Below are 19994 nucleotides of genomic sequence, written 5' to 3' on the forward strand. Positions count from 1 at the left end.
GTCATGATGCCGCCGGCGGCGAGCACCGGCACGTCGCGGATCTTCTTGATCGCCTTGATCACCTCGGGCACCAGCACCATGGTCGAGACCTCGCCGCAATGGCCGCCGGCCTCGGTGCCCTGCGCGACGAGGATATCGACGCCGGCCGCGACCTGGCGCAGCGCATGCTCCTTGGAGCCGACCAGCGCCGCCACCGGTACGCCGTGCTTGCGACCCATCTCGATCATCGCCTTCGGCGGCACGCCGAGCGCATTCGCGATCAGTCGGATCGGATGGCGGAACGAGACCTCGAGCAGTTGCAGCGCGGTCTCCGCATCGAACGGCTGCGGCTGGTTGTCGGCGACGCTCTGCGTTGTGAGCTCGATGTTGTATTTCTTCAGCAGATTGCGGGTGAAATCGCGGTGCTCCTGTGAGACACGTTTCTCCAGGCTCCTCCAGGTGACGTTCTTCTCACCTGCGGTCGAGATGTTTTCCGGGATCAGCACGTCGATGCCGTAGGGCTTGCCGTCGACATGTGCGTCGATCCATTTCAGCTCCTGCTCCAGCGTCTCCGGCAAGTACCGGGTCGCGCCGAACACGCCGAAGCCGCCGGCGCGGCTGACCGCCGCCACCACGTCGCGGCAATGGCTGAAAGCGAGCAGGGGGAATTCAATTCCCAGCATGTCGCAGATCGGTGATTTCATGAGTTGGTTTTCTCCCGGCGGCTGCTTCTTGTGCTCGTTGGCATCAGCCCCTGCAACGCTAGCGCATCACGGTCGACGAAGCCAAGCGGGTTTCGGCCGCGTCGATCTTGCGTGCAGGCGCTGCTTGGCTGCATCGCCCTCAGTGCATTCCGCTGGATAGAAAATGCGATCCGGCGGGGGTGGGCAAAGCCGGGCGTGCCCACCATCTAGTGCGGGCATGCGGATGGGCGCGGCGGTCGCCGCACCATGGAAAAACGAAAACCGGGAGCCAACGACGTGACTGACACCCCTGCCTACGAGCCGCCGAAAGTCTGGACCTGGAACAAGGAGAGCGGCGGGCGCTTCGCCAGCATCAACCGGCCGATCGCCGGCCCAACCCACGACAAGGAGCTGCCGGTCGGCCGCCATCCGCTGCAACTCTACTCGCTGGCGACGCCGAACGGCGTCAAGGTCACCGTGATGCTGGAAGAGCTGCTGGCCGCGGGCCACAAGGGGGCGGAATACGACGCCTGGCTGATCAAGATCGACGGCAATCAGTTCGGCAGCGGCTTTGTCGCGGTCAATCCGAACTCGAAGATCCCGGCGCTGATGGACCGCAGCGGGCCCGAGCCGATCCGGGTGTTCGAGTCGGGTTCGATCCTGGTCTACCTCGCAGAGAAATTCGGCGCCTTCCTGCCGACCGACATCAAGAGGCGCGCCGAAACCTTCTCCTGGCTGTTCTGGCAGATGGGCTCGGCGCCGTATCTCGGCGGCGGCTTCGGGCATTTCTATGCCTATGCGCCGACCAAGATCGAATACGCCATCGACCGCTTTGCGATGGAGGTGAAGCGTCAGCTCGACGTGCTCGACCGCAGGCTCGCCGACAACGAATATCTCGCAGGCGATGTCTACACGATCGCCGACATGGCGGTGTGGCCCTGGTACGGCGGACTGGCCAAGGGCCTGCTTTACGGTGGCGGCGAATTTCTCTCGGTGCAGGACTACAAGAACGTGCAGCGCTGGACCGACGCGATCGCGGCGCGGCCCGCGGTCAAGCGCGGCCGCATGGTCAACCGCACCTGGGGCGAACCGTCGAGCCAACTCCACGAGCGCCATGACGCCAGCGATTTCGAGACGAAGACGCAGGACAAGGTCGAGCAAGCGGCGTCGTAGCTGCGTAGCCTTGTAGGGCGGATTAGTCGAAGGCGTAATCCGCCGTCATGCCCTCACAAAGATCGGCGGGTTACGCCGGAGCGTGTCATCGGGCCGCGCTTCGCGCGGACCCGGTGGGCTAACCCGCGCTACGAATCCGTGCTTCACCCCAACAAATCATCATACTCCGGATGCTTCTTCATGAAGCCCTGGATGAACTCGCATTTCACGACGAGCTTGATGCCCTGCGCGCGGACGGCGTCGAGCGTGGCGCGCGCGATCCTGGAGCCGATGCCGCGGCCGCCGAGCTCCGGCGGCACTTCGGTATGAACCAGCGTAATCGTGTCCGGCGTCTTGCGGTAGACCACGAAGGCGGTGGCGCCGTCGACGGCGAGTTCGAACCGGCTCTGCGCCTCGTTGTCGCGGAATGCTTCACTCATTGTGTTGTCCTCGGCTATTTCGTCTTTGCCCCTTCGGCTGCGGGAAACACCACGCGGTCGTCGGTGCGGCAGTAGCGATCGGCGAACATGCGACCGATCGGGTGGTAGCGGTCCATATGGACGCGCATCGCTTCGCGATCCCACAATTCGTCGCGGATGTGGAAGTGAATGCCTTCGCCCATGATGAGTTCGCGATCGCCGTTGACGTCGATCAGCTTCCAGGTCTTGCACTCCATCGCGAACGGCGCGTCGGCAAGCCGGGGCACCGCGATCTTGCTGGATGGCGCGAGCTTCAGGCCGAGATAATCGGGCTCGCCGATCTCGGGCGGGAAGTCGCCCGAGCTCTCGTGCATCGCGCGCGCCAGCGGCTCGTCGGTCAGGTTCACCACGAATTCGCCTGATCGTTGGATGTTGAGCATCGTGTCCTTCTCGCGTCCGTCGGGCCGGCGGTTGACCGCGAACATGCAGAGCGGCGGGTCCTCGCAGAACACGTTGAAGAACGAGAACGGCGCCGCATTGACCACGCCATCAGCGTTTTGGCTCGTCACCCATGCGATCGGCCGCGGCAGCACGAAGGAGGTCAGCACCTTGTAGCGTTCGCGCTGGGTGAGGTCGCTTGCGGCGTATTCCATGGGGATGATCCGAAATGTGGGATGGGTTAGCGACTTGTCCGCCGTAGCTCGAAGAGCGAAGGCGGAAGCGTAACCCGCCGCTGACGGACCGCAAAGTAAAAGGCGGGTTACGCTTGCGCTAACCCGCCTTACGATTCTGGGCAAAATTCCGAATAATAGAATTATGCCGCTGAGTTGCCCGACGTGTCAAGTTGCCGTGTCGAACGCCGGCCGGCTACTTTGCATGGGGTTGTTTTCGATATTTTGGCAGAGCGTCCCTGCGGAGGCAGCCCTCCCCCCGCGAAGCGCGGGGAGAGGGAGGGTAGGAACTACGTCATGCTCAGTTCATGACGGCCGACCACCATCCAGTGCACCTCGTCCGGACCGTCGGCGAAGCGCAGATGGCGGACGTCCTGGTACATTTCGCCGAGCGGCGACCACTGCGAGATGCCGGTGGCGCCGTGCATCTGGATCGCCTGGTCGATCACCTTGCAGGCGCGCTCGGGGACCATGGCCTTGACCATCGAGACCCAGACGCGGGCTTCCTTGTTGCCGAGCACGTCCATCGCCTTGGCCGCCTTCAGCACCATCAGCCGCATCGCCTCGATTTCGCAACGGGCCTGGGCGATGATCTGCATGTTGCCGCCGAGATGGGCGATCTTCTTGCCGAACGCTTCGCGGGTCAGGCCACGCTGCACCATCATGTCGAGCGCCTTCTCGGCCTTGCCGATGGTGCGCATGCAGTGATGGATGCGGCCAGGTCCGAGGCGGACCTGCGAGATCTCGAAGCCGCGGCCTTCGCCGAGCAGCATGTTCTCCTTCGGCACCTTGCAATTGTTGAAGCGCAGATGCATGTGGCCGCGCGGCGCGTGGTCATGGCCGAACACGTGCATCGGGCCGAGGATTTCGACGCCGGGGGTGTCGATCGGGACCAGGATCTGCGACTGCTGCTTGCTCGGCGCCGCATCGGGGTTGGTCTTCACCATCACGATCATGATCTTGCAGCGCGGATCGCCGGCGCCTGAGATGTAATACTTCTCGCCGTTGATCACCCACTCGTCGCCGACGAGCTTTGCGGTGGTCGAGATGTTCTTGGCGTCGGAGGAGGCGACGTTCGGCTCGGTCATCGCATAGGCCGAGCGGATCTCGCCGTTGAGCAGCGGCTTCAGCCACTTCTCCTTCTGCGCCTTGGTGCCGACGCGCTCCAGCACCTCCATGTTGCCGGTGTCGGGCGCCGAGCAGTTCATGGTCTCGGAGGCCAGCGGGCTCTTGCCGAGCTCAGCGGCGATATAGGCGTAGTCGAGGTTGTTGAGGCCATCGCCGGTTTCGGCGTCGGGCAGGAAGAAGTTCCAGAGACCGACTTCCTTGGCCTTGTCCTTGGCCTTCTGCAGGATCGCGAGCTGTTCGTCGGTGAAGCTCCAGCGGTTGGTTTTCTTCTCGCCGGCGCGATAGAACTCGACCGACATCGGGTCGACGGTGTCGCGGATGAACTGCTTCACATGATCGTAGAGCGGGCGGACCTTGTCCGACATCCGGAGGTCGTTGAGTTCGTCGCCCGGATTGAGCGTGTAGTTCGTGGTGCGCGGCACATAGGCATGCTTCATTGTCTTTTCTCCCTCGCGAAGGCGCGTTTCGCGGCGGACAATAGACGCGTGCGACGTGAAGCGCGAGCACCGATTTTCGCAGGATCTCTACCGCATCGCGGAATTTGGCGACGGCGTTTCAAACGTTGTTTGAACGCCGCCGCATGCAGCGTGAAAAAGACTCCGGCGGGGCCGGCTATGTCATCCGGTGCATTGCGCAGATCTTGTTGCCGTCGAGATCGCGCAGATAAGCGAGGTAGAGCTTGATGCCGCCTCCTTCGCGTACACCCGGCGGATCCTCGCAGGGCTTGCCGCCATTGGCAACGCCGGCCGCGTGCCAGGCATGGACCTGCTCAGGCGAAGAGCAGGCAAAGCCGATCGTGCCGCCATTGGCGTGCGTCGCCGGCTCGCCGTTGATCGGCTTGGACACCATGAAAATGCCTGCCTTGGTCAGGTACATGATGCGGTGACCGTCGACCCGGGCCGGCCGGACATCGAGCGTGCCAAGCAGCGCATCATAGAACGCCTTGGCCTTGTCCAGATCGTTGGTGCCAACCATCACGTGTGAAAACATCTGAAATATCCTCCCTGCTTGTTCGCGAAAGTCGCCTTGTGCGTCCTTACGGCAAGAACGCTAGCAGCAGTTTTGTCGCGACGGAAGCGACGCGGCGTCGCGCACTGTTCTGAAGCGATTCACTCTCGTCGTTCCGTGGCTCGCGAAGCGAGAGCCCGGAATCCATTCATCCACTTGTTTTGCAGTCCAATGGATTCCGGGCTCAGCCCTTCGGGCTGCTCCGGAATGACGAAGGAGAAACGTCGCGCCGCTATCACAAAATTCAGTGTCGCCCCAGCGAAGGTCGGGACCCACAACCACAAATGATCGTCGTTGCGCGATGTCGGAATAGCGAGTCCCGTTCACAACATCCGCCGCGGCGTATGGGTCCCGGCCTTCGCCGGGACGACGGCGGTGAATGTGGACGCGTCGCAGCTCTCAAAACGCCGTGTACCCGCCGTCGATCACAAAACAGTCCGCCGTATGATACGACGATGCCTTGCTCATGAGATAGACGGCGATGCCGCCGAAATCGCTCGGCTCGCCGAAGCGGCGCACCGGAATGCGCGGCATCACGTTGGCGACGAACTTGTCGTTGGCCATGATGCCGGCGGTCATGTCGCTCTTGATCCAGCCCGGCAGGATCGCATTTGCGGTCACGCCGTGGCGGGCGAGCTCGACGCCGAGCGCGCGGCACAGCGCATTCAGCGCGGCCTTGGTGCCGGCATAGTGCTCGTTGCGCGCGGTGCCGAACAGCGAGGCGAGGCTCGAGGTTGCGACCAGGCGGCCGAACTTGTCGCCGGCTTCAGACCGCTCGGTCATGTGGCGTGCCGCAGCCTGGAATACATGAAACACGCCGTCGAGATTGGTCGCGAACATCTTGCGCCATTCCTCCTCGGTGCGGTCGATGAAGGAGCGGCGCCCGCCGCCGCCGATGCCGGCATTGGCGAAGCAGCCGTCGACGCGGCCGAAGGTGTCGAGCGTTGCCTTCATCGCGGTCTTGACCGAGCCGGGATCGCTGACGTCGCAGAATTGCGTCGAGACCTTGCCGGGCCCGGCCTTCATCGAAGCTGCGGCGTTGGCGTTTTTTTCCGCGTTGCGGCCCCAGATCGCGACGTTGCAGCCGGCGGCGTTGAGCGCCTGCGCGATGCCAAGGCCGATGCCGCCATTGCCGCCGGTGATGACAGCGACGCGGCCGGTGAGATCGAAGATGCCACTCATTGGGGTTTCCATTTGGTTTGGTGCGCGCTAATCACGCGTTCACAGATGGGCTTGCCGTCGACCATGGACAAGCCCGGCACAAAAATCAAATATGGGTCGACCCATCGACCTACCGCGGTACCAACCGCCAAGACAACGTAAGCAAGACAACGTAACGAGGAAACCATGCAGTTCAAACACGTCACGCTCGACTTCGACGGATCGGTCGCGATCCTCAGGCTCGACCATCAGGAAGTCATGAACGCGGTGTCGATCGACATGCTCGGCGGCCTTGCCGAGGCGCTCGATGCGATCGACGACAAGCGCGACGAGGTGCGCTGCCTGGTGATCACGGGCACAGGCCGTGCCTTCTGCACCGGAGCCAATCTGCAGGGCCGCAACCAGCAGCAGAAGCCCGGCAAGAGCAACGCCGGCGCCGCACTGGAGACCGCGTTCCATCCGTTCCTGCGCCGATTGCGTAAGCTGCACTGTCCGATCGTGACGGCCGTGAACGGCCCGGCGGCCGGCGCCGGCATGAGCTTCGCATTGATGGGCGACCTCATCCTGTGCGCGCGCTCGTCCTACTTCCTGCAGGCGTTCCGCCGCATCGGCCTGGTGCCGGATTGCGGCTCGACCTGGCTGCTGCCGCGGCTGATCGGCAAGGCGCGTTCGGTCGAGCTGTCGCTGCTCGGCGAGCGGCTGCCGGCCGAGAAGGCGCTGGAATGGGGCCTCGTCAACCGTGTCTATGACGACGGCGTGCTGATGGAAGAGACGATGAAGATGGCGCACGATCTCGCCAACGGCCCGACGGTGGCGCTGTCGCTGATCCGCAAGCTCTACTGGGACAGCCCGGAAAACACGCTCGAGGATCAGCTCAATCTGGAATTCGAGTCGCAGCGGATCGCAGGCGGCGCCGAGGATTTCAAAGAAGGTGTCACCGCATTCCTCGAGAAGCGGCCGGCGAAGTTCAAGGGCAAATGATCGAGACCGAACTCGGGCGCTGCGTCGCCGCGTTTCATCCGGGCGCAACGGGCGTCACCGGCGCCGCCAAGCTCTCCGGCGGCGCCAGCCAGGAGACCTGGACGTTCGACATCGTGCACCCGAACGGCACTGTCGGCGCGATCCTGCGCCGCGCGCCGCCCGGCTACGGTGCCGCGCCCGGCCGCGCCGCCGGGCTCGACGCCGAGGCCACGCTGATGCAACTCGCGCATGACGCGGGCCTGCCGTCGCCGAAGGTGATGCATGTGCTGACGCCGGAGGACGGCCTCGGCCGCGGCTTCATCATGGCGCGGGTCGAAGGCGAGACCATCGCGCGGAAGATTTTGCGCGACGAGGAATATGCCAATGCTCGGCCGCTGCTGGCGCGCCAGCTCGGCCGAGTCATCGCCGGCATTCACAGCCTGCCGCAAGCCAAGTTGCCGAAGCTGCGCGGCCTGACGGCGACCAAGGAGATCGAGGATCTCTCCCGCGAGTATCACAGCTTCAACTGGCCGCGGCCGGTGTTCGAGCTGGCGCTGCGCTGGCTGCGCGATCACGATCCCGGTCCGTCGTCCGAGGTCACGCTGGTGCATGGCGATTTCCGCCACGGCAACCTGATCATCGGTCCCGACGGGGTGCGCGCGGTGCTCGACTGGGAGCTCGCGCATTTCGGTGACCCCATGGAGGATTTGGGGTGGATCTGCGTCAATTCATGGCGGTTCGGCGAGATCGACAAGCCGGTCGGCGGTTTCGGCACGCGCGATGATCTGTTCGCAGGCTACGAAGAAGCCGGCCGCAAGGCCGACCCCGATCGCGTGATGTTCTGGGAAGTGATGGGCACGCTGCGCTGGGGCGTGATGTGCTGCGGCATGATGCAGCGCTTCCGCCTCGGCCCCGATCACTCGATGGAGCGCGCGATGATCGGGCGGCGCGCGTCCGAGACCGAGATCGATTTGCTGCGCTTGCTGGCATCGAGAGGTCGTTGAGATGCAGGACGAACCGACAACCACCGAGCTGATCAAGGCGGTCGCTGATTTCCTGCGCAACGAGATCGCGCCCGCGATCAAGGGCCACAACAGCTTCAAGCTCCGCGTCGGCATCAACGCGCTCGACCTGGTGACGCGGCAATTGGCGCTTGCCGAGGCCGGCGATGCGACCGAGGCGGCGCGGCTGAAAGCGCTGCTCGGCGCCGACGGCTCGCTGATCGAGCTGAACCGCGCGCTGTCGGAGAGGATCGCGAGCGGCGAGGTCGATCTGACAACGCCGGGGCTATCGGAGCATCTCTGGCAGACGACGATGGACAAGCTCGCCGTCGACCAGCCGAATTACGCGTCGTACAAGCGGGAGCTAGGGAATAAGAGCGGGTAGTGCGCGCCAGAACAACCCACGTCATTCCGGGGCGGCGCGAAGCGACGAGCCCGGAATCCATAACCACGATCGTGAGTATGGATTCCAGGCCTGCGCCTTCGGCGCATCCCGGGACGTCGAGTGGAGAGAGCGATTACCGCCCCAGCCACTTCGGCGGACGCTTCTCCGAGAACGCCTTCGGGCCCTCGATGTAATCCTGCGAGGCGGCCATCGCCTTCACCGCAGGATATTCGCGCTGCTCGGTCATGGCCTGTTCGAGCGAGACTTCGAGGCCCTTCTGGATCGCCTGCTTGGAGGCGCGGATTGACATCGGCGAGTTCTTCGTGATGGTCTCGGCCCAGCGCTCGGCCGCCGCCAGCGCCTCGCCCTGCGGCACCACTTCGTTGACGAAGCCGAGCTCGAGGCCTTCCTTGGCGCTGACATGGCGCGCGGTCAGGATCATGCCCATCGCGCGCTTCAGCCCGATCTGCCGCGGCAGCCGTTGCAGGCCGCCGGCGAGCGCGGCGAGGCCGACGCGCGGCTCGGGCAGGGCAAAGGTCGCATTCTCCGCGGCGATGATCAGGTCGCAAGCCAGCGCGACCTCGAACCCGCCGCCCATCGCGACGCCGTTGACGGCGGCGATGATCGGCTTGTCGCAGTCGAAGCGGGTGGTGAGGCCGGCGAAGCCGCCCTTGTCCCAACCGCGCTTGCCGCCGGCGGCCTGCCATTTCAGGTCGTTGCCGGCGCAGAACGCCTTGTCACCGGCGCCGGTGACGATCGCGACCCACTGCTCGGGGTCGGCGGAGAAGTCGTCGAACACCTTGTTGAGCTCGAAATGCGCGTCGATATGCAGCGCGTTGTAAACCTCGGGCCGCGACAGCGTCACGATGGTGATGGGACCCTTGCGCGTCACCTTGGAGAATTTCAGATCCATGTTTGCTCCCGTCGATTTTCTGCGGCGAAGAATATTGCTGATATCCTAGCGCCTGCGCGTCGTTCCGTGCCATCCAATTACGCAACGCGACCGCGCGCGCAAGCCTCACTCGCCTGCTTGACTTGGCCGCTTGCTTCTCACCTTAATCGATCCGAACGCGGATGCGCGATAGCGTCTAAACGCAAAACCAGAATCAATAAAAATTTCGGGAGTGACCGCCTTGGATTTCAATCTGCCGGCTGACCTGACAGCCTATCTCGCCGAGCTCGATCGCTTCATCGAACGCGAGATCAAGCCGCTGGAAGCGGCCGACGACAACATCCGCTTCTTCGATCATCGCCGCGAATGGGCGCGCACCGATTTCGACAAGGGCGGCCTGCCGCGCCACGAATGGGAGCTGTTGCTGCGCAAGGTCAAGAACCTGGCCGATGCCGCTGGCCATCTGCGTTTCGCGATCCCGAAGCGCTACGGCGGCAAGGACGGCTCCAACCTCTGGATGGCTGTCATCCGCGAGCATTTTGCCTCAAAGGGTCTCGGCCTGCACAACGATCTGCAGAACGAGCATTCGATCGTCGGCAATCTGCCGCTCGTGACCATGCTCGACCGTTATGGAACCGACGAGCAGAAGGCGATGATCGACGGCTCGATCACCGGCAAGTACCGCATCACGTTCGGCCTCACGGAGCCTGAGCACGGCTCCGATGCCACGCATATGGAGACAAAGGCGGTCCAGGCCACGCGCGACAACGTCAAGGGCTGGATCATCAATGGCGAGAAGATGTGGACGACAGGCATGCATGTCGCCACGCACTGCGCGCTGTTTGCCCGCACTTCCGGCAATGACGGCGATGCCCGCGGCATCAGCTGCTTCCTGGTGCCGGCGAAATCGCCGGGCGTGAAGGTCGAGGAGTACATGTGGACCTTCAACATGCCGACCGATCATCCGCGCGTCAGCTTCACCGACGTATTCGTGCCCGAGGATGCGCAGTTCGGCGAGGTCGGCCGCGGCCTGTCGCTGGCGCAATGCTTCGTGCACGAGAACCGCATCCGCCAGGCGGCGAGCTCGCTCGGCGCTGCGGTCTACTGTATCAATGAGAGCGTGAAATATGCCCGCGAGCGCAAGCCGTTCGGCAAGGCGCTGGCCGAGAACCAGGCGATCCAGTGGCCGCTGGTCGAGCTCGCGACCCAGGCCGAGATGCTGCGGCTGTTGATCCGAAAGACCGCCTGGGAGATGGATCAGCTGACCCAGGCGCAGGTCGAGCACACGCTGTCGGATCGGGTCTCGATGTGCAATTTCTGGGCAAACCGTCTGTGTTGCGAGGCCGCCGACCGCGCGATGCAGGTGCATGGCGGCATGGGCTATTCGCGCCACAAGCCGTTCGAGCACATCTACCGCCACCACCGCCGCTATCGCATCACTGAAGGCAGCGAGGAAATCCAGAAGCGCAAGGTGGCAGGCTTCCTGTTCGGCTACATGGGAGCCGGCAAGCACTGAGACGGTAACAAGAATGGAGGCGGTACGACATGGAAGGTGGATGCACCTGCAGAAACGTCCGCTACCGCCTCAACGGCAGGCCGATGATCGTGCACGCCTGCCACTGCACATGGTGCCAGCGCGAGACAGGTACGGTGCACGCACTCAATGCGATGTACGAGGCCGAACGGGTCGCGCACGTCGCGGCCGAGCCCGAGATCGTCGACACGCCGTCGGCAAGCGGCAAGGGCCAGAAGATCGCGCGCTGCCCGCGCTGCAAGGTCGCTGTCTGGAGCAACTATCCGGGCTCGGGACCGGCGGTACGCTTCGTCCGCGTCGGCACGCTGGACGATCCGAGTCAGTGCCCGCCTGACGTTCACATCTTCACCTCGTCGAAGCAGCCTTGGGTGACGTTCCCGCCGGGCGCCAAGGTGTTTGCCGAGTATTACGATCGGAGGGAGGTCTGGCCGCAGGAGGCGCTGGAGCGCTGGCGGGTGTTGCGGGAGCGGATGAAGAAGGCGTGATGCGGATCACTCTCTCCACCGTCGTCCCTGCGAAAGCAGGGACCCATAACCACAAGAGGTCGTTGATGGAGCGAGATGTGGCCCCAGCGTGTTACCACCAAGAACAGCGGTGGTTATGGGTTCCGGCCTGCGCCGGGACGACAGAGAGAACTAATTCACCTGCCGGTCCTTGCCCACCCAGTACGGTTCACGCAGGCTGCGCCGCAGGATCTTGCCTGACGGGTTGCGCGGCAGCGCGGGGATGAAGTCGACCGATTTCGGCGTCTTGTAGCCGGCGATCCGCTCGCGGGTGAAGTTGATGATGTCGGTCGCGCTCGCGCTCTTGCCCGGCTTCATCACCACCACCGCTTTCACCGCCTCGCCCCATTTGTCGTCGGGAATGCCGATCACGGCGGCTTCCGCCACGTCGGGGTGGTCGCACAGCGCGCTCTCGACCTCGGCCGGATAGATGTTCTCGCCGCCGGAGATAATCATGTCCTTGATGCGATCATGGATATAGAGATAGCCATCCTTGTCCATGTAGCCGGCATCGCCGGTGCGCAGCCAGCCGTCGCCGTCGATGGTGCGCGCGGTGGCCTCGGGCAGATTCCAGTAGCCGGCCATGTTGGAGCCGGAGCGGGTGGCGATCTCGCCGACCTCGCCCGGCGGCAGCGGCTTGCCGTTCTCGTCGAGGATCGCGAGCTCCACGCCGGCCAGCGCCTTGCCGGCCGAGCGCATCCGGTCGAGCCCTTCAATGTGATCCTCCGGGGGCAGCGCGACGATGGTGCCGGTCGTCTCGGTCATGCCGTACATCTGCACGAAGCCGCATTTGAAGACCTCGATGCACTCCTTCAGCAGCGCGGCCGGGATCGGGGAGGCGCCATAAAGCATGTACTTCAAACGCGAAAAGTCGACCTGCCGCGCGCGGGGCTGCCGCACCACGAACTGCATCGCCGCCGGCACCATGAACAGCTTGGTGATGCCGGACTGCTCGAAGAAGTCGAGCACCTTGGTCGGATCGAATTCACGCGCGATCACGCCGCGGGCGCCGTGGTAGAGTCCCATCACACCCCAGCCGGAGCCGCCGATGTGGAAGATCGGCATCGCGACCAGCGAGACGTCTTCGGTGGTCCATCGGTTCCATTCGGGCTTTTCGGCCTCGTTGCCGCTCTGCACGAGGTTGAGGAAGTTGGCGTGCGACAGCATCGCGCCCTTAGGCTTGCCCGTGGTGCCCGAGGTGTAGAGCTGGATCGCGATGTCCTTCGGCTCGATCGCAATGCGCGGGTCGTTGCCGCTGTGTGCATCGCGCCAGGCGAGAAAATCGGGCCATTCCGGCGCGCCGCCCTCGGTCGTAATGATGGTGTGGACGCTGGGCAGCTTGTCCTTGATGTTGCGTGCCTGGGTGATGAATTCGGGGCCGACGAACAGGATCGGCGCCTTGCAATCGTCTACGATGAAGGCGACCTCGGGGCCTGCGAGGCGCCAGTTCACCGGCGCCATCACCACGCCGGCCTTCATCGCACCCATCAAGAGCTCGAAATAGAAGTCGCTGTTCTTGCCGAGATAGGCGATGCGCTCGCCCTTCTTCACGCCCATCGCGATCAGCGCATTGGCGACGCGGTTGGTCTCGACGTCGAATTCGGCGAAGGAGGTTTGCCGTCCCTCGAACTCATAGGCCAGCGCATCGCCGCGGCTGCTGGCGCGGTCGCGCACCATGTCGGCAAGATTGCTCAGTTTCGGCGCGTCGGACATGTTTCCCCCGTGACGTCTTGTTTTGGTTGCGCGGAGTGTGGCGGCATCGCGCGGGAAAAACAATACGGGGTGTTGGGCTCGATGCATCCACAGCGTCGTCCCGGCCTTGAGCCGGGACCCATAACCACGAATTTGCGTGAGGCGCGCCGCTGGAGCCACAGCGTGTGCGCTTACAAACGGCTGTGGTTATGGGTCCCTGCTTTCGCCGGGGCGACAGCAGTGTTTGAGGGCCGAGCGCGGGCCTTAACCTCGCGCTGCGCGGTCCTTCTCGTTCTGCGCCTTGATCGAGTCGCGGGCCTTGGTCCAGTCGTCGTCGCTCCAGTCGCGGAGCTGGTAGAAATTGCCGCCCATCGCCAGCGCCTGCGCGCCGTCCATCGCGATGGTCTCGCCGTTGATCCAGTCGCAGCCGCCGGAGATCAGGAACACCGCGAGGTTCTGCAATTCCTCCATGGTGCCGACGCGGCCCATCGGGTTCATCGCCTTGGTGCGCGCGCCGGCCTCGTCGCCGGGCTTGATGCGCTTGCTCATGCCCTCGGTCGGAATCTCGCCTGGCGCGATGGTGTTGAGGCGGATGCCGTGACGGCCCCATTCGATCGCGAGCGACATGGTCATGGCGTGGATCGCCGACTTGCTCATCGCCGACGGCACCACGTAGGGCGAACCGTTGCGCACCCAGGTCACGGTGATCGACACCACGTTGCCGCGATGGCCACCGGCGATCCAGCGCCGGCCCACCGCATGCGTCACATAGAAGGTGCCGTGCATCACGATGTTGGCCACGGCATCAAACCCTCGCGCGGAGAGCTCTTCGGAGCGCGAGATGAAATTGCCGGCGGCGTTGTTGATGAGATCGGTGAGCGGACCGCTGGTGGTCCAGATCGCCTCGATCATCTCGTCGACCGCCATGGCGTTGCGGATATCGACGCCGTGGCTGACAACGCGCCCGCCATATTCGGCCATCAGTTCGGTGGCGGTCTCGTCGCAAACGCTCTTGCGGCGGCCGCAGATATGGACCTCGGCCCCGAGCTGCAGGAACCGGGTGGCCATGGACTTGCCAAGGCCGGTGCCACCACCCGTTACCAGTATGCGCCGCCCGGCAAGAAGCTGGTCAGAGAACATCGTTTCCTCCACGCGGGTTGTCAGTTAATTGGTCGATTGACTAAAAGCGGACAACGGCCTTTCTGTAAAGCGCCAACTCAGGGAACAAAGCGGAGGGAATAATGGAAGATCGCGTTTCGATATCGATTTCGGACGGTATCGCCGATGTCCGCCTGGTGCGGGCGGACAAGATGAACGCGCTCGATGCCGCGATGTTCGAGGCATTGGTCGCCGCAACCGACCGGCTCTCCAAGGAAAAAGGCGTTCGCGTGGTGGTGCTGTCCGGCGAGGGCCGGGCCTTCTGCGCTGGCCTCGACATGGGCCGTTTCGCCGCCATGAAGGACGGCGGTAACGGGGTGCCGGGCGGCGAGAAGCGCGATCTCACGGTCCGCACGCACGGCAAGGCCAATTTCCCGCAGCAGGCGGTCTGGGGCTGGCGCCAGCTTCCGGTGCCCGTGATCGCCGCGGTCCACGGTGTCGCCTTCGGCGGCGGCTTCCAGCTCGCACTCGGTGCCGACATGCGCTTCCTGTCGCCGGATGCGCGGATGTCGATCATGGAGATCAAGTGGGGCCTCATCCCCGACATGGCGGGAACACCGATCCTCGCGAGCCTCGTGCGCGACGATATCCTGCGTGAGCTCACCTACACCGGCCGGATATTCTCGGCGCAGGAAGCCCAAAGCTATGGCCTCGCCACCCGCGTCTGCGACGATCCGCGCGCCGCTGCGCTCGAAGTCGCGCGCGAGATCGCCGGCAAGAGCCCGGATGCGATCCGCGCTGCCAAGCGGATGCTGAACAACCTGTCGGTCGATCCGGCGGCCGCGCTCTTGGCGGAGTCGGTCGAGCAGCAGAAGCTGCTCGGCAGCCCGAACCAGACCGAATCCGTGCGCGCCAATCTGGAGAAGCGCGCGCCGAAGTTTGCGGATGCGGGATAGTGGCCACAGTGTCATTCCGGGGCGATGCGTGGCATCGAACCCGGAATCTCGAGGTTCCGGGTCTGGTCCTTCGGACCATCCCGGAATGACGACTTAACTTCGAACCGGCACAAGATCGGACAACGACAATGGAAACGTCCCAGCCCTTCCTCGGCATCGTCAGCGGCGGCCGCCGGCGCGATCACGCAGCGGTCGCCGAGCGCACCGAGCGCATCGCCTCCGGCCTTAACAAGCTCGGCGTCAAGCCGGGCGACAGCGTCTGCATGTTGATGCGCAACGACATCGCCTTCATCGAGGCCGCCTACGCGGCGATGCGGCTCGGCGCCTATGGCGTGCCGATCAACTGGCACTTCAAGCCGGAGGAGATCAACTACGTGCTGACGGACTCCGGCACGCGCGTCCTGATCGGCCATGCCGACATGCTGCATCCGCTGCGCGGCGCGATCCCTGATGATGTCACCGTGCTCAGCGTGCCGACGCCGCCGGAAATCCTCGCCAATTACAAGATCAATCCCGATCATCTCGCGACACCCGACTTCGCGATCGATTTCGAGTCCTGGCTGGCGCAGTTCCCGCGCTATGACGGCCCTGTCGTGCCGCAGCCGCAGAACATGATCTACACCTCGGGCACGACAGGCCATCCGAAGGGCGTCCGCCGCTTCGCGCCGACGCCGGAGCAGACCGCCAATGCGGAAGCGATGCGCGGGATGATCTATGGCCTGAGGCCCGGCGCGCGCGCGATCCTGCCGGGACCGCTGTACCATTCGGCGCCGAATTCGTTCGGGTTGCGCTCGGGAAGGCTCGGCGGCGTACTGGTGCTGATGCCGCGCTTCGACGCTGAAGAATTTCTGGCACTGATCGAGCGCGAGAAGATCGACACCATCTTCATGGTGCCGACGATGTTCATCCGCCTGATGAAGCTGCCGGAGGAGGTGCGCAGGAAATACGACATGTCGTCGCTGCGCCACATCATCCATGCCGCCGCGCCGTGTCCGGCCGACGTCAAGCGCGCGATGATCGAATGGTGGGGACCGGTGATCTATGAGTTCTATGGCTCAACCGAGTCGGGCGCGGTGACGTTCGCGACGTCGGAGGACGCGCTGAAGAAGCCGGGTACGGTCGGCAAGATCTCGCCCGGCGCCGAGCTGCGCTTCATCGGTGACGACGGCAACGAGGTGGCGCAGGGCGAGATCGGCGAGATCTATTCGCGGATCGCGGGCAATCCCGATTTCACCTATCACAACAAGTCCGAGAAGCGCGCCGAGATCGACCGGCAGGGATTCATCACCTCGGGCGATGTCGGCTATATCGACGCGGACGGCTACGTCTTCATCTGCGACCGCAAGCGCGACATGGTGATCTCGGGTGGCGTCAACATCTACCCGGCCGAGATCGAGGCGGTGCTGCATGCTGTTCCCGGCGTGCACGACTGCGCGGTGTTCGGCATTCCCGATGCGGAATTCGGCGAAGCGCTGATGGCGGTGGTCGAGCCGCAGCCGGGCGTGACGCTCGACATCGCCTCGGTCCGCGCCCAGCTCAAGACCGCGCTTGCCGACTACAAGGTGCCCAAGCACATCGAGATCCAGACCAACCTGCCGCGCGAGGATTCCGGGAAGATCTTCAAGCGCCGGCTGCGCGACCCGTATTGGGAGCGGGCAGGGCGGAGGATCTAGGAACCGCAAAACTCGCCGTCGTCCCGGCGAAGGCCCGGACCCATAGCCACAGCTGGGCGTGGTGGTGGCGGGCTGGGGCCAAAGCCTCGCGCAACTGTGTCGCCTTATGGGTCCGGCCTTCGCCGGGACGACGGAGGTGGTCGTGTGCACCGCTTCCAAGTTCATCTTGCGCTGCGGCAAAAAAAGCGCACACTCGGGAGGAGCCGGGCAACCTCTGGAGTAGCCAAGCCATGCCTCCCCAGACTTTGCCTCCCCAGACCATGCCCTCCGAGACCGAGATCCGTGTCAGGCGGGCCGCAGAGGCCAGCCTTCTCGAAGCGACGGCGCAGGAGGAGGATGCACGGCTCCGAAATGACATCCGGCTGCTGGGGCGCGTCCTTGGCGACACCGTGCGCGACCAGGAGGGGGCCGATGTGTTCGACCTGGTCGAGCGCATCCGCCAGACCTCGGTCCGGTTCCATCGCGACGAGGACAAGCTGGCGCGGCGGGAGCTGGAAGGCATCCTCGACGGCATGTCGATCGCCGAGACGCTGCGCATCGTCCGCGCCTTCAGCTATTTCTCCCACCTCGCCAACATCGCCGAGGACCAGAACAACATCCGCCAGATGCGCAGCCGCGGCCCGAGCGGGGCGCCGCGGCCGAGCACGCTGGAGCAGACGCTGGTGCACGCCCGGCAGGCCGGCATCAGCCCGGTCGATCTGCGCAGCTTCTTCAAAAGCGCGCTCGTCAGCCCGGTATTGACCGCGCATCCGACCGAGGTCCGCCGCAAGAGCACGATGGACCGCGAGATGGAGATCGCGCACCTGCTCGATCGCCGTGAGCGGTTGCAGATGACGCCGGAGGAGAGCGAGGCCAGCGACGAGCAGCTCCGCCGTGCCGTCGTGACGCTGTGGCAGACCAATCTGCTGCGCCGGACCAAGCTGACCGTTCTCGACGAGGTCGCCAACGGCCTGTCGTTCTACGACTACACCTTCCTGCAGGAAGTGCCGCGGTTGCATTGCGCGCTGGAGGACCGCCTGAACAAGGAGGGGGGTGAGGGCGGCGATCTCGCCTCGTTCCTCAGGATGGGAAGCTGGATCGGTGGCGACCGCGACGGCAATCCCTTCGTCACGGCAGAGGTGATGCGCGGCACGCTGCGACTGCAGTCAAGCCGGGTGCTCAGCTTCTATCTCGAAGAGCTGCACGCGCTCGGTGCCGAGCTGTCGCTCGCGACGCACCTCGCCGACGTCTCGGATGAGCTGCGGATCCTTGCCGAGCGTTCGCCCGACACCTCGCCGCATCGCAGCGGCGAGCCTTATCGTCTCGCCGTGTCCGGCATCTATGCGCGGCTTGCCGCCACCGCCATGCGGCTCGAGGTCGAGACCACGCGACCGCCGGTCGGCAAGGCCGAGCCCTATGCGAGCGTGAAAGAATTCCAGGCCGATCTCGACGTGCTCAATCGCTCGCTGATCGCGAACAATTCCGGCGTGATCGCGCGCGGCCGGCTGCGACAGCTGCGGCGGGCGGTGGATTGCTTCGGCTTCCATCTGGCGCGGCTCGATGTCCGGCAGAACTCGGCGGTGCATGAGCGCACCATCGCCGAGCTGCTCGACACCGCCAATCCCGGCATGTCCTATCTGGCCCTCGGCGAGGACGCGCGCGTCAGCCTGCTGCTTGGCGAGCTGCGCAACGCGCGGCCGCTGGCTTCGCCGTTCGTCAAATATTCCGAGGAGACGCAGAGCGAGCTTGCGGTGTTCCGCGCGGCGGCCGAAGCGCACGCCAGGTTCGGTCCCGAGGTGATCTCCCAATGCATCATCTCGATGTGCCAGGGCATGTCCGACATGCTCGAGGTCGCAGTGCTGCTGAAGGAGGTCGGCCTCGTCAATCCGTCCGGCCGCAGCGCCGTCAACATCGTGCCGCTGTTCGAGACCATCGAGGATCTGCAGGCCTCCAGCGGCATCATGGACCGCATGCTGGTGCTGCACGACTATCGCAAGCTGGTCGACAGCCTCGGCAGCGTGCAGGAGGTGATGCTCGGCTATTCCGACAGCAACAAGGATGGCGGCTTCGTCACCTCGGGCTGGGAGCTCTACAAAGCCGAGATCGGCCTCGTCGAGGTTTTCGAGCGCCATGGCGTGCGGCTGCGCCTGTTCCACGGCCGCGGCGGCTCGGTCGGCCGCGGCGGCGGCCCGAGCTATGACGCGATCATCGCGCAGCCCGGCGGCGCGGTGAATGGCCAGATCCGGATCACCGAGCAGGGCGAGATCATCTCCTCGAAATATTCCAATGCCGAGGTCGGCCGCAGCAATCTGGAGATCCTCGCCGCTGCGACGCTGGAAACCAGTCTGTTGCAGCCGCGACGGAGCGCACCGCGCCCCGAATATCTCAAAGCGATGGAGGAAATTTCCGCGCTCGCGTTCAAGGCCTATCGCGGGCTCGTCTACGAGACACCGGGTTTCGCCGACTATTTCTGGGGTTCGACGGTCATCAACGAGATCGCGACGCTGAACATCGGCAGCCGTCCGGCCTCGCGCAAGAAGACCCGCGAGATCGAGGACCTTCGCGCCATTCCCTGGGTGTTCTCCTGGGCGCAATGCCGGCTGATGCTGCCGGGCTGGTATGGCTTCGGCGCGGCGGTCGAGACCTGGATCGCCGAGCATCCGGAGCAGGGCATGCCGTTCCTGCAGGAGCTCTACCGGGAATGGCCGTTCTTCCGCACGCTGCTCTCCAACATGGACATGGTGCTGGCAAAGAGCTCGATCGCGATCGCATCACGCTATGCCGAGCTGGTGCCCGACGTCGCGCTGCGCGAAAAGATCTTCGGCCAAATCCGCCGCGAATGGCATCTCTCGATCGAGACGCTGCTCGACATCATGGGCCACGACCGGCTGCTGCAAGGCAACCCGCTGCTGGACCGCGGCATCCGCAACCGCTTTCCCTATCTCGATCCGCTCAATCACGTTCAGGTGGAGTTGCTCAAGGAGCATCGTGCGCAGAACCCGGACGAGCAGGTGCTGCGCGGAATTCAGATCACGATCAACGGGATTTCCGCTGGGCTGCGGAACAGCGGGTAAGGCCGTGATGCCTGCGCCTTCATTGCGAGCGCAGCGAAGCAATCCA

General features: G+C 64.5%; 18 protein-coding genes. 9 read left to right on the plus strand and 9 right to left on the minus strand.

Features of this window, described 5'->3' with window-relative positions; genetic code table 11:
• A partial coding sequence (locus tag FNJ47_RS11620; protein ID WP_163153209.1) for a nitronate monooxygenase occupies positions 1–683 on the minus strand: 683 nt, incomplete at its 3' end.
• Between the two features lie 276 nt (positions 684–959).
• On the opposite strand from FNJ47_RS11620, the gene yghU reads away from it, so the two are divergent.
• Positions 960–1835 carry a glutathione-dependent disulfide-bond oxidoreductase gene (gene yghU / locus FNJ47_RS11625; RefSeq protein WP_163153210.1) on the plus strand — a complete coding sequence of 292 codons (876 nt, stop codon included), beginning with the start codon at positions 960–962 and terminating at the stop codon, positions 1833–1835.
• Between the two features lie 143 nt (positions 1836–1978).
• On the opposite strand, the gene FNJ47_RS11630 is transcribed toward yghU, so the two are convergent.
• The 5 genes from FNJ47_RS11630 to FNJ47_RS11650 all read right to left on the minus strand — a co-directional run bounded on the left by FNJ47_RS11630 (position 1979) and on the right by FNJ47_RS11650 (position 6222).
• Entirely contained in the window at positions 1979–2254 is a 276-nt protein-coding gene (locus FNJ47_RS11630) for a GNAT family N-acetyltransferase (RefSeq protein WP_163153211.1), read from the minus strand.
• A 14-nt stretch (positions 2255–2268) separates the two neighbouring features.
• Positions 2269–2886 carry a flavin reductase family protein gene (locus tag FNJ47_RS11635; RefSeq protein WP_163153212.1) on the minus strand — a complete coding sequence of 206 codons (618 nt, stop codon included), beginning with the start codon at positions 2884–2886 and terminating at the stop codon, positions 2269–2271.
• 308 nt (positions 2887–3194) lie between these two features.
• Entirely contained in the window at positions 3195–4469 is a 1275-nt protein-coding gene (locus FNJ47_RS11640; RefSeq protein ID WP_163153213.1) for an acyl-CoA dehydrogenase family protein, read from the minus strand.
• A gap of 175 nt (positions 4470–4644) precedes the next feature.
• The gene (locus tag FNJ47_RS11645) at positions 4645–5022 is read right to left on the minus strand and encodes a VOC family protein (protein ID WP_163153214.1); all 378 of its coding nucleotides are present in this window, start codon (positions 5020–5022) and stop codon (positions 4645–4647) included.
• A gap of 417 nt (positions 5023–5439) precedes the next feature.
• Positions 5440–6222, minus strand: coding sequence for an SDR family NAD(P)-dependent oxidoreductase (locus tag FNJ47_RS11650; protein ID WP_163153215.1), 783 nt, complete (start codon positions 6220–6222; stop codon positions 5440–5442).
• 165 nt (positions 6223–6387) lie between these two features.
• Here FNJ47_RS11650 and FNJ47_RS11655 point away from each other — a divergent pair, with 165 nt between their 5' ends.
• The 3 genes from FNJ47_RS11655 to FNJ47_RS11665 are packed head-to-tail and all read left to right on the plus strand — an operon-like array spanning position 6388 to position 8547.
• Complete coding sequence (locus FNJ47_RS11655; RefSeq protein ID WP_163153216.1) at positions 6388–7182, plus strand: enoyl-CoA hydratase/isomerase; 795 nt, start codon at positions 6388–6390, stop codon at positions 7180–7182.
• The gene (locus tag FNJ47_RS11660) at positions 7179–8165 is read left to right on the plus strand and encodes a phosphotransferase family protein (protein WP_163153217.1); all 987 of its coding nucleotides are present in this window, start codon (positions 7179–7181) and stop codon (positions 8163–8165) included. The genes FNJ47_RS11655 and FNJ47_RS11660 overlap by 4 nt, the downstream gene beginning before the upstream one ends.
• Position 8166: 1 nt before the next feature.
• A complete protein-coding gene (locus FNJ47_RS11665) occupies positions 8167–8547 on the plus strand; it encodes a DUF6285 domain-containing protein (RefSeq protein ID WP_163153218.1) in 381 nt (126 codons plus the stop codon).
• A 133-nt stretch (positions 8548–8680) separates the two neighbouring features.
• On the opposite strand, the gene FNJ47_RS11670 is transcribed toward FNJ47_RS11665, so the two are convergent.
• Positions 8681–9460 (minus strand): enoyl-CoA hydratase-related protein, encoded by a 780-nt coding sequence (locus FNJ47_RS11670; protein ID WP_050420077.1) that lies wholly within the window; start codon positions 9458–9460, stop codon positions 8681–8683.
• A gap of 220 nt (positions 9461–9680) precedes the next feature.
• On the opposite strand from FNJ47_RS11670, the gene FNJ47_RS11675 reads away from it, so the two are divergent.
• Positions 9681–10955, plus strand: coding sequence for an acyl-CoA dehydrogenase family protein (locus FNJ47_RS11675; RefSeq protein ID WP_163153219.1), 1275 nt, complete (start codon positions 9681–9683; stop codon positions 10953–10955).
• Between the two features lie 29 nt (positions 10956–10984).
• Positions 10985–11458, plus strand: coding sequence for a GFA family protein (locus FNJ47_RS11680; protein WP_163153220.1), 474 nt, complete (start codon positions 10985–10987; stop codon positions 11456–11458).
• Between the two features lie 150 nt (positions 11459–11608).
• Here the strand turns inward: FNJ47_RS11680 and FNJ47_RS11685 are convergent, their stop codons facing one another.
• Together FNJ47_RS11685 and FNJ47_RS11690 are read right to left on the minus strand one after the other, a co-directional pair.
• Positions 11609–13189, minus strand: coding sequence for a fatty acid--CoA ligase (locus FNJ47_RS11685; RefSeq protein WP_163153221.1), 1581 nt, complete (start codon positions 13187–13189; stop codon positions 11609–11611).
• A 243-nt stretch (positions 13190–13432) separates the two neighbouring features.
• Entirely contained in the window at positions 13433–14308 is an 876-nt protein-coding gene (locus tag FNJ47_RS11690) for an SDR family oxidoreductase (RefSeq protein WP_163153222.1), read from the minus strand.
• 101 nt (positions 14309–14409) lie between these two features.
• Here FNJ47_RS11690 and FNJ47_RS11695 point away from each other — a divergent pair, with 101 nt between their 5' ends.
• The 3 genes from FNJ47_RS11695 (at position 14410) to ppc (ending at position 19948) form a co-directional block, all read left to right on the plus strand.
• Positions 14410–15222 (plus strand): crotonase/enoyl-CoA hydratase family protein, encoded by an 813-nt coding sequence (locus FNJ47_RS11695; RefSeq protein WP_163153223.1) that lies wholly within the window; start codon positions 14410–14412, stop codon positions 15220–15222.
• Positions 15223–15350: 128 nt separating this feature from the next.
• Positions 15351–16895 (plus strand): acyl-CoA synthetase, encoded by a 1545-nt coding sequence (locus FNJ47_RS11700; RefSeq protein ID WP_163153224.1) that lies wholly within the window; start codon positions 15351–15353, stop codon positions 16893–16895.
• 245 nt (positions 16896–17140) lie between these two features.
• Positions 17141–19948, plus strand: coding sequence for a phosphoenolpyruvate carboxylase (gene ppc, locus FNJ47_RS11705; RefSeq protein ID WP_163153251.1), 2808 nt, complete (start codon positions 17141–17143; stop codon positions 19946–19948).
• The last annotated feature ends 46 nt before the right edge of the window (positions 19949–19994 follow it).

Origin of the sequence: Bradyrhizobium uaiense (genome assembly GCF_010811875.1) — a bacterium.
In the GTDB taxonomy this organism is placed as follows: domain Bacteria; phylum Pseudomonadota; class Alphaproteobacteria; order Rhizobiales; family Xanthobacteraceae; genus Bradyrhizobium; species Bradyrhizobium uaiense.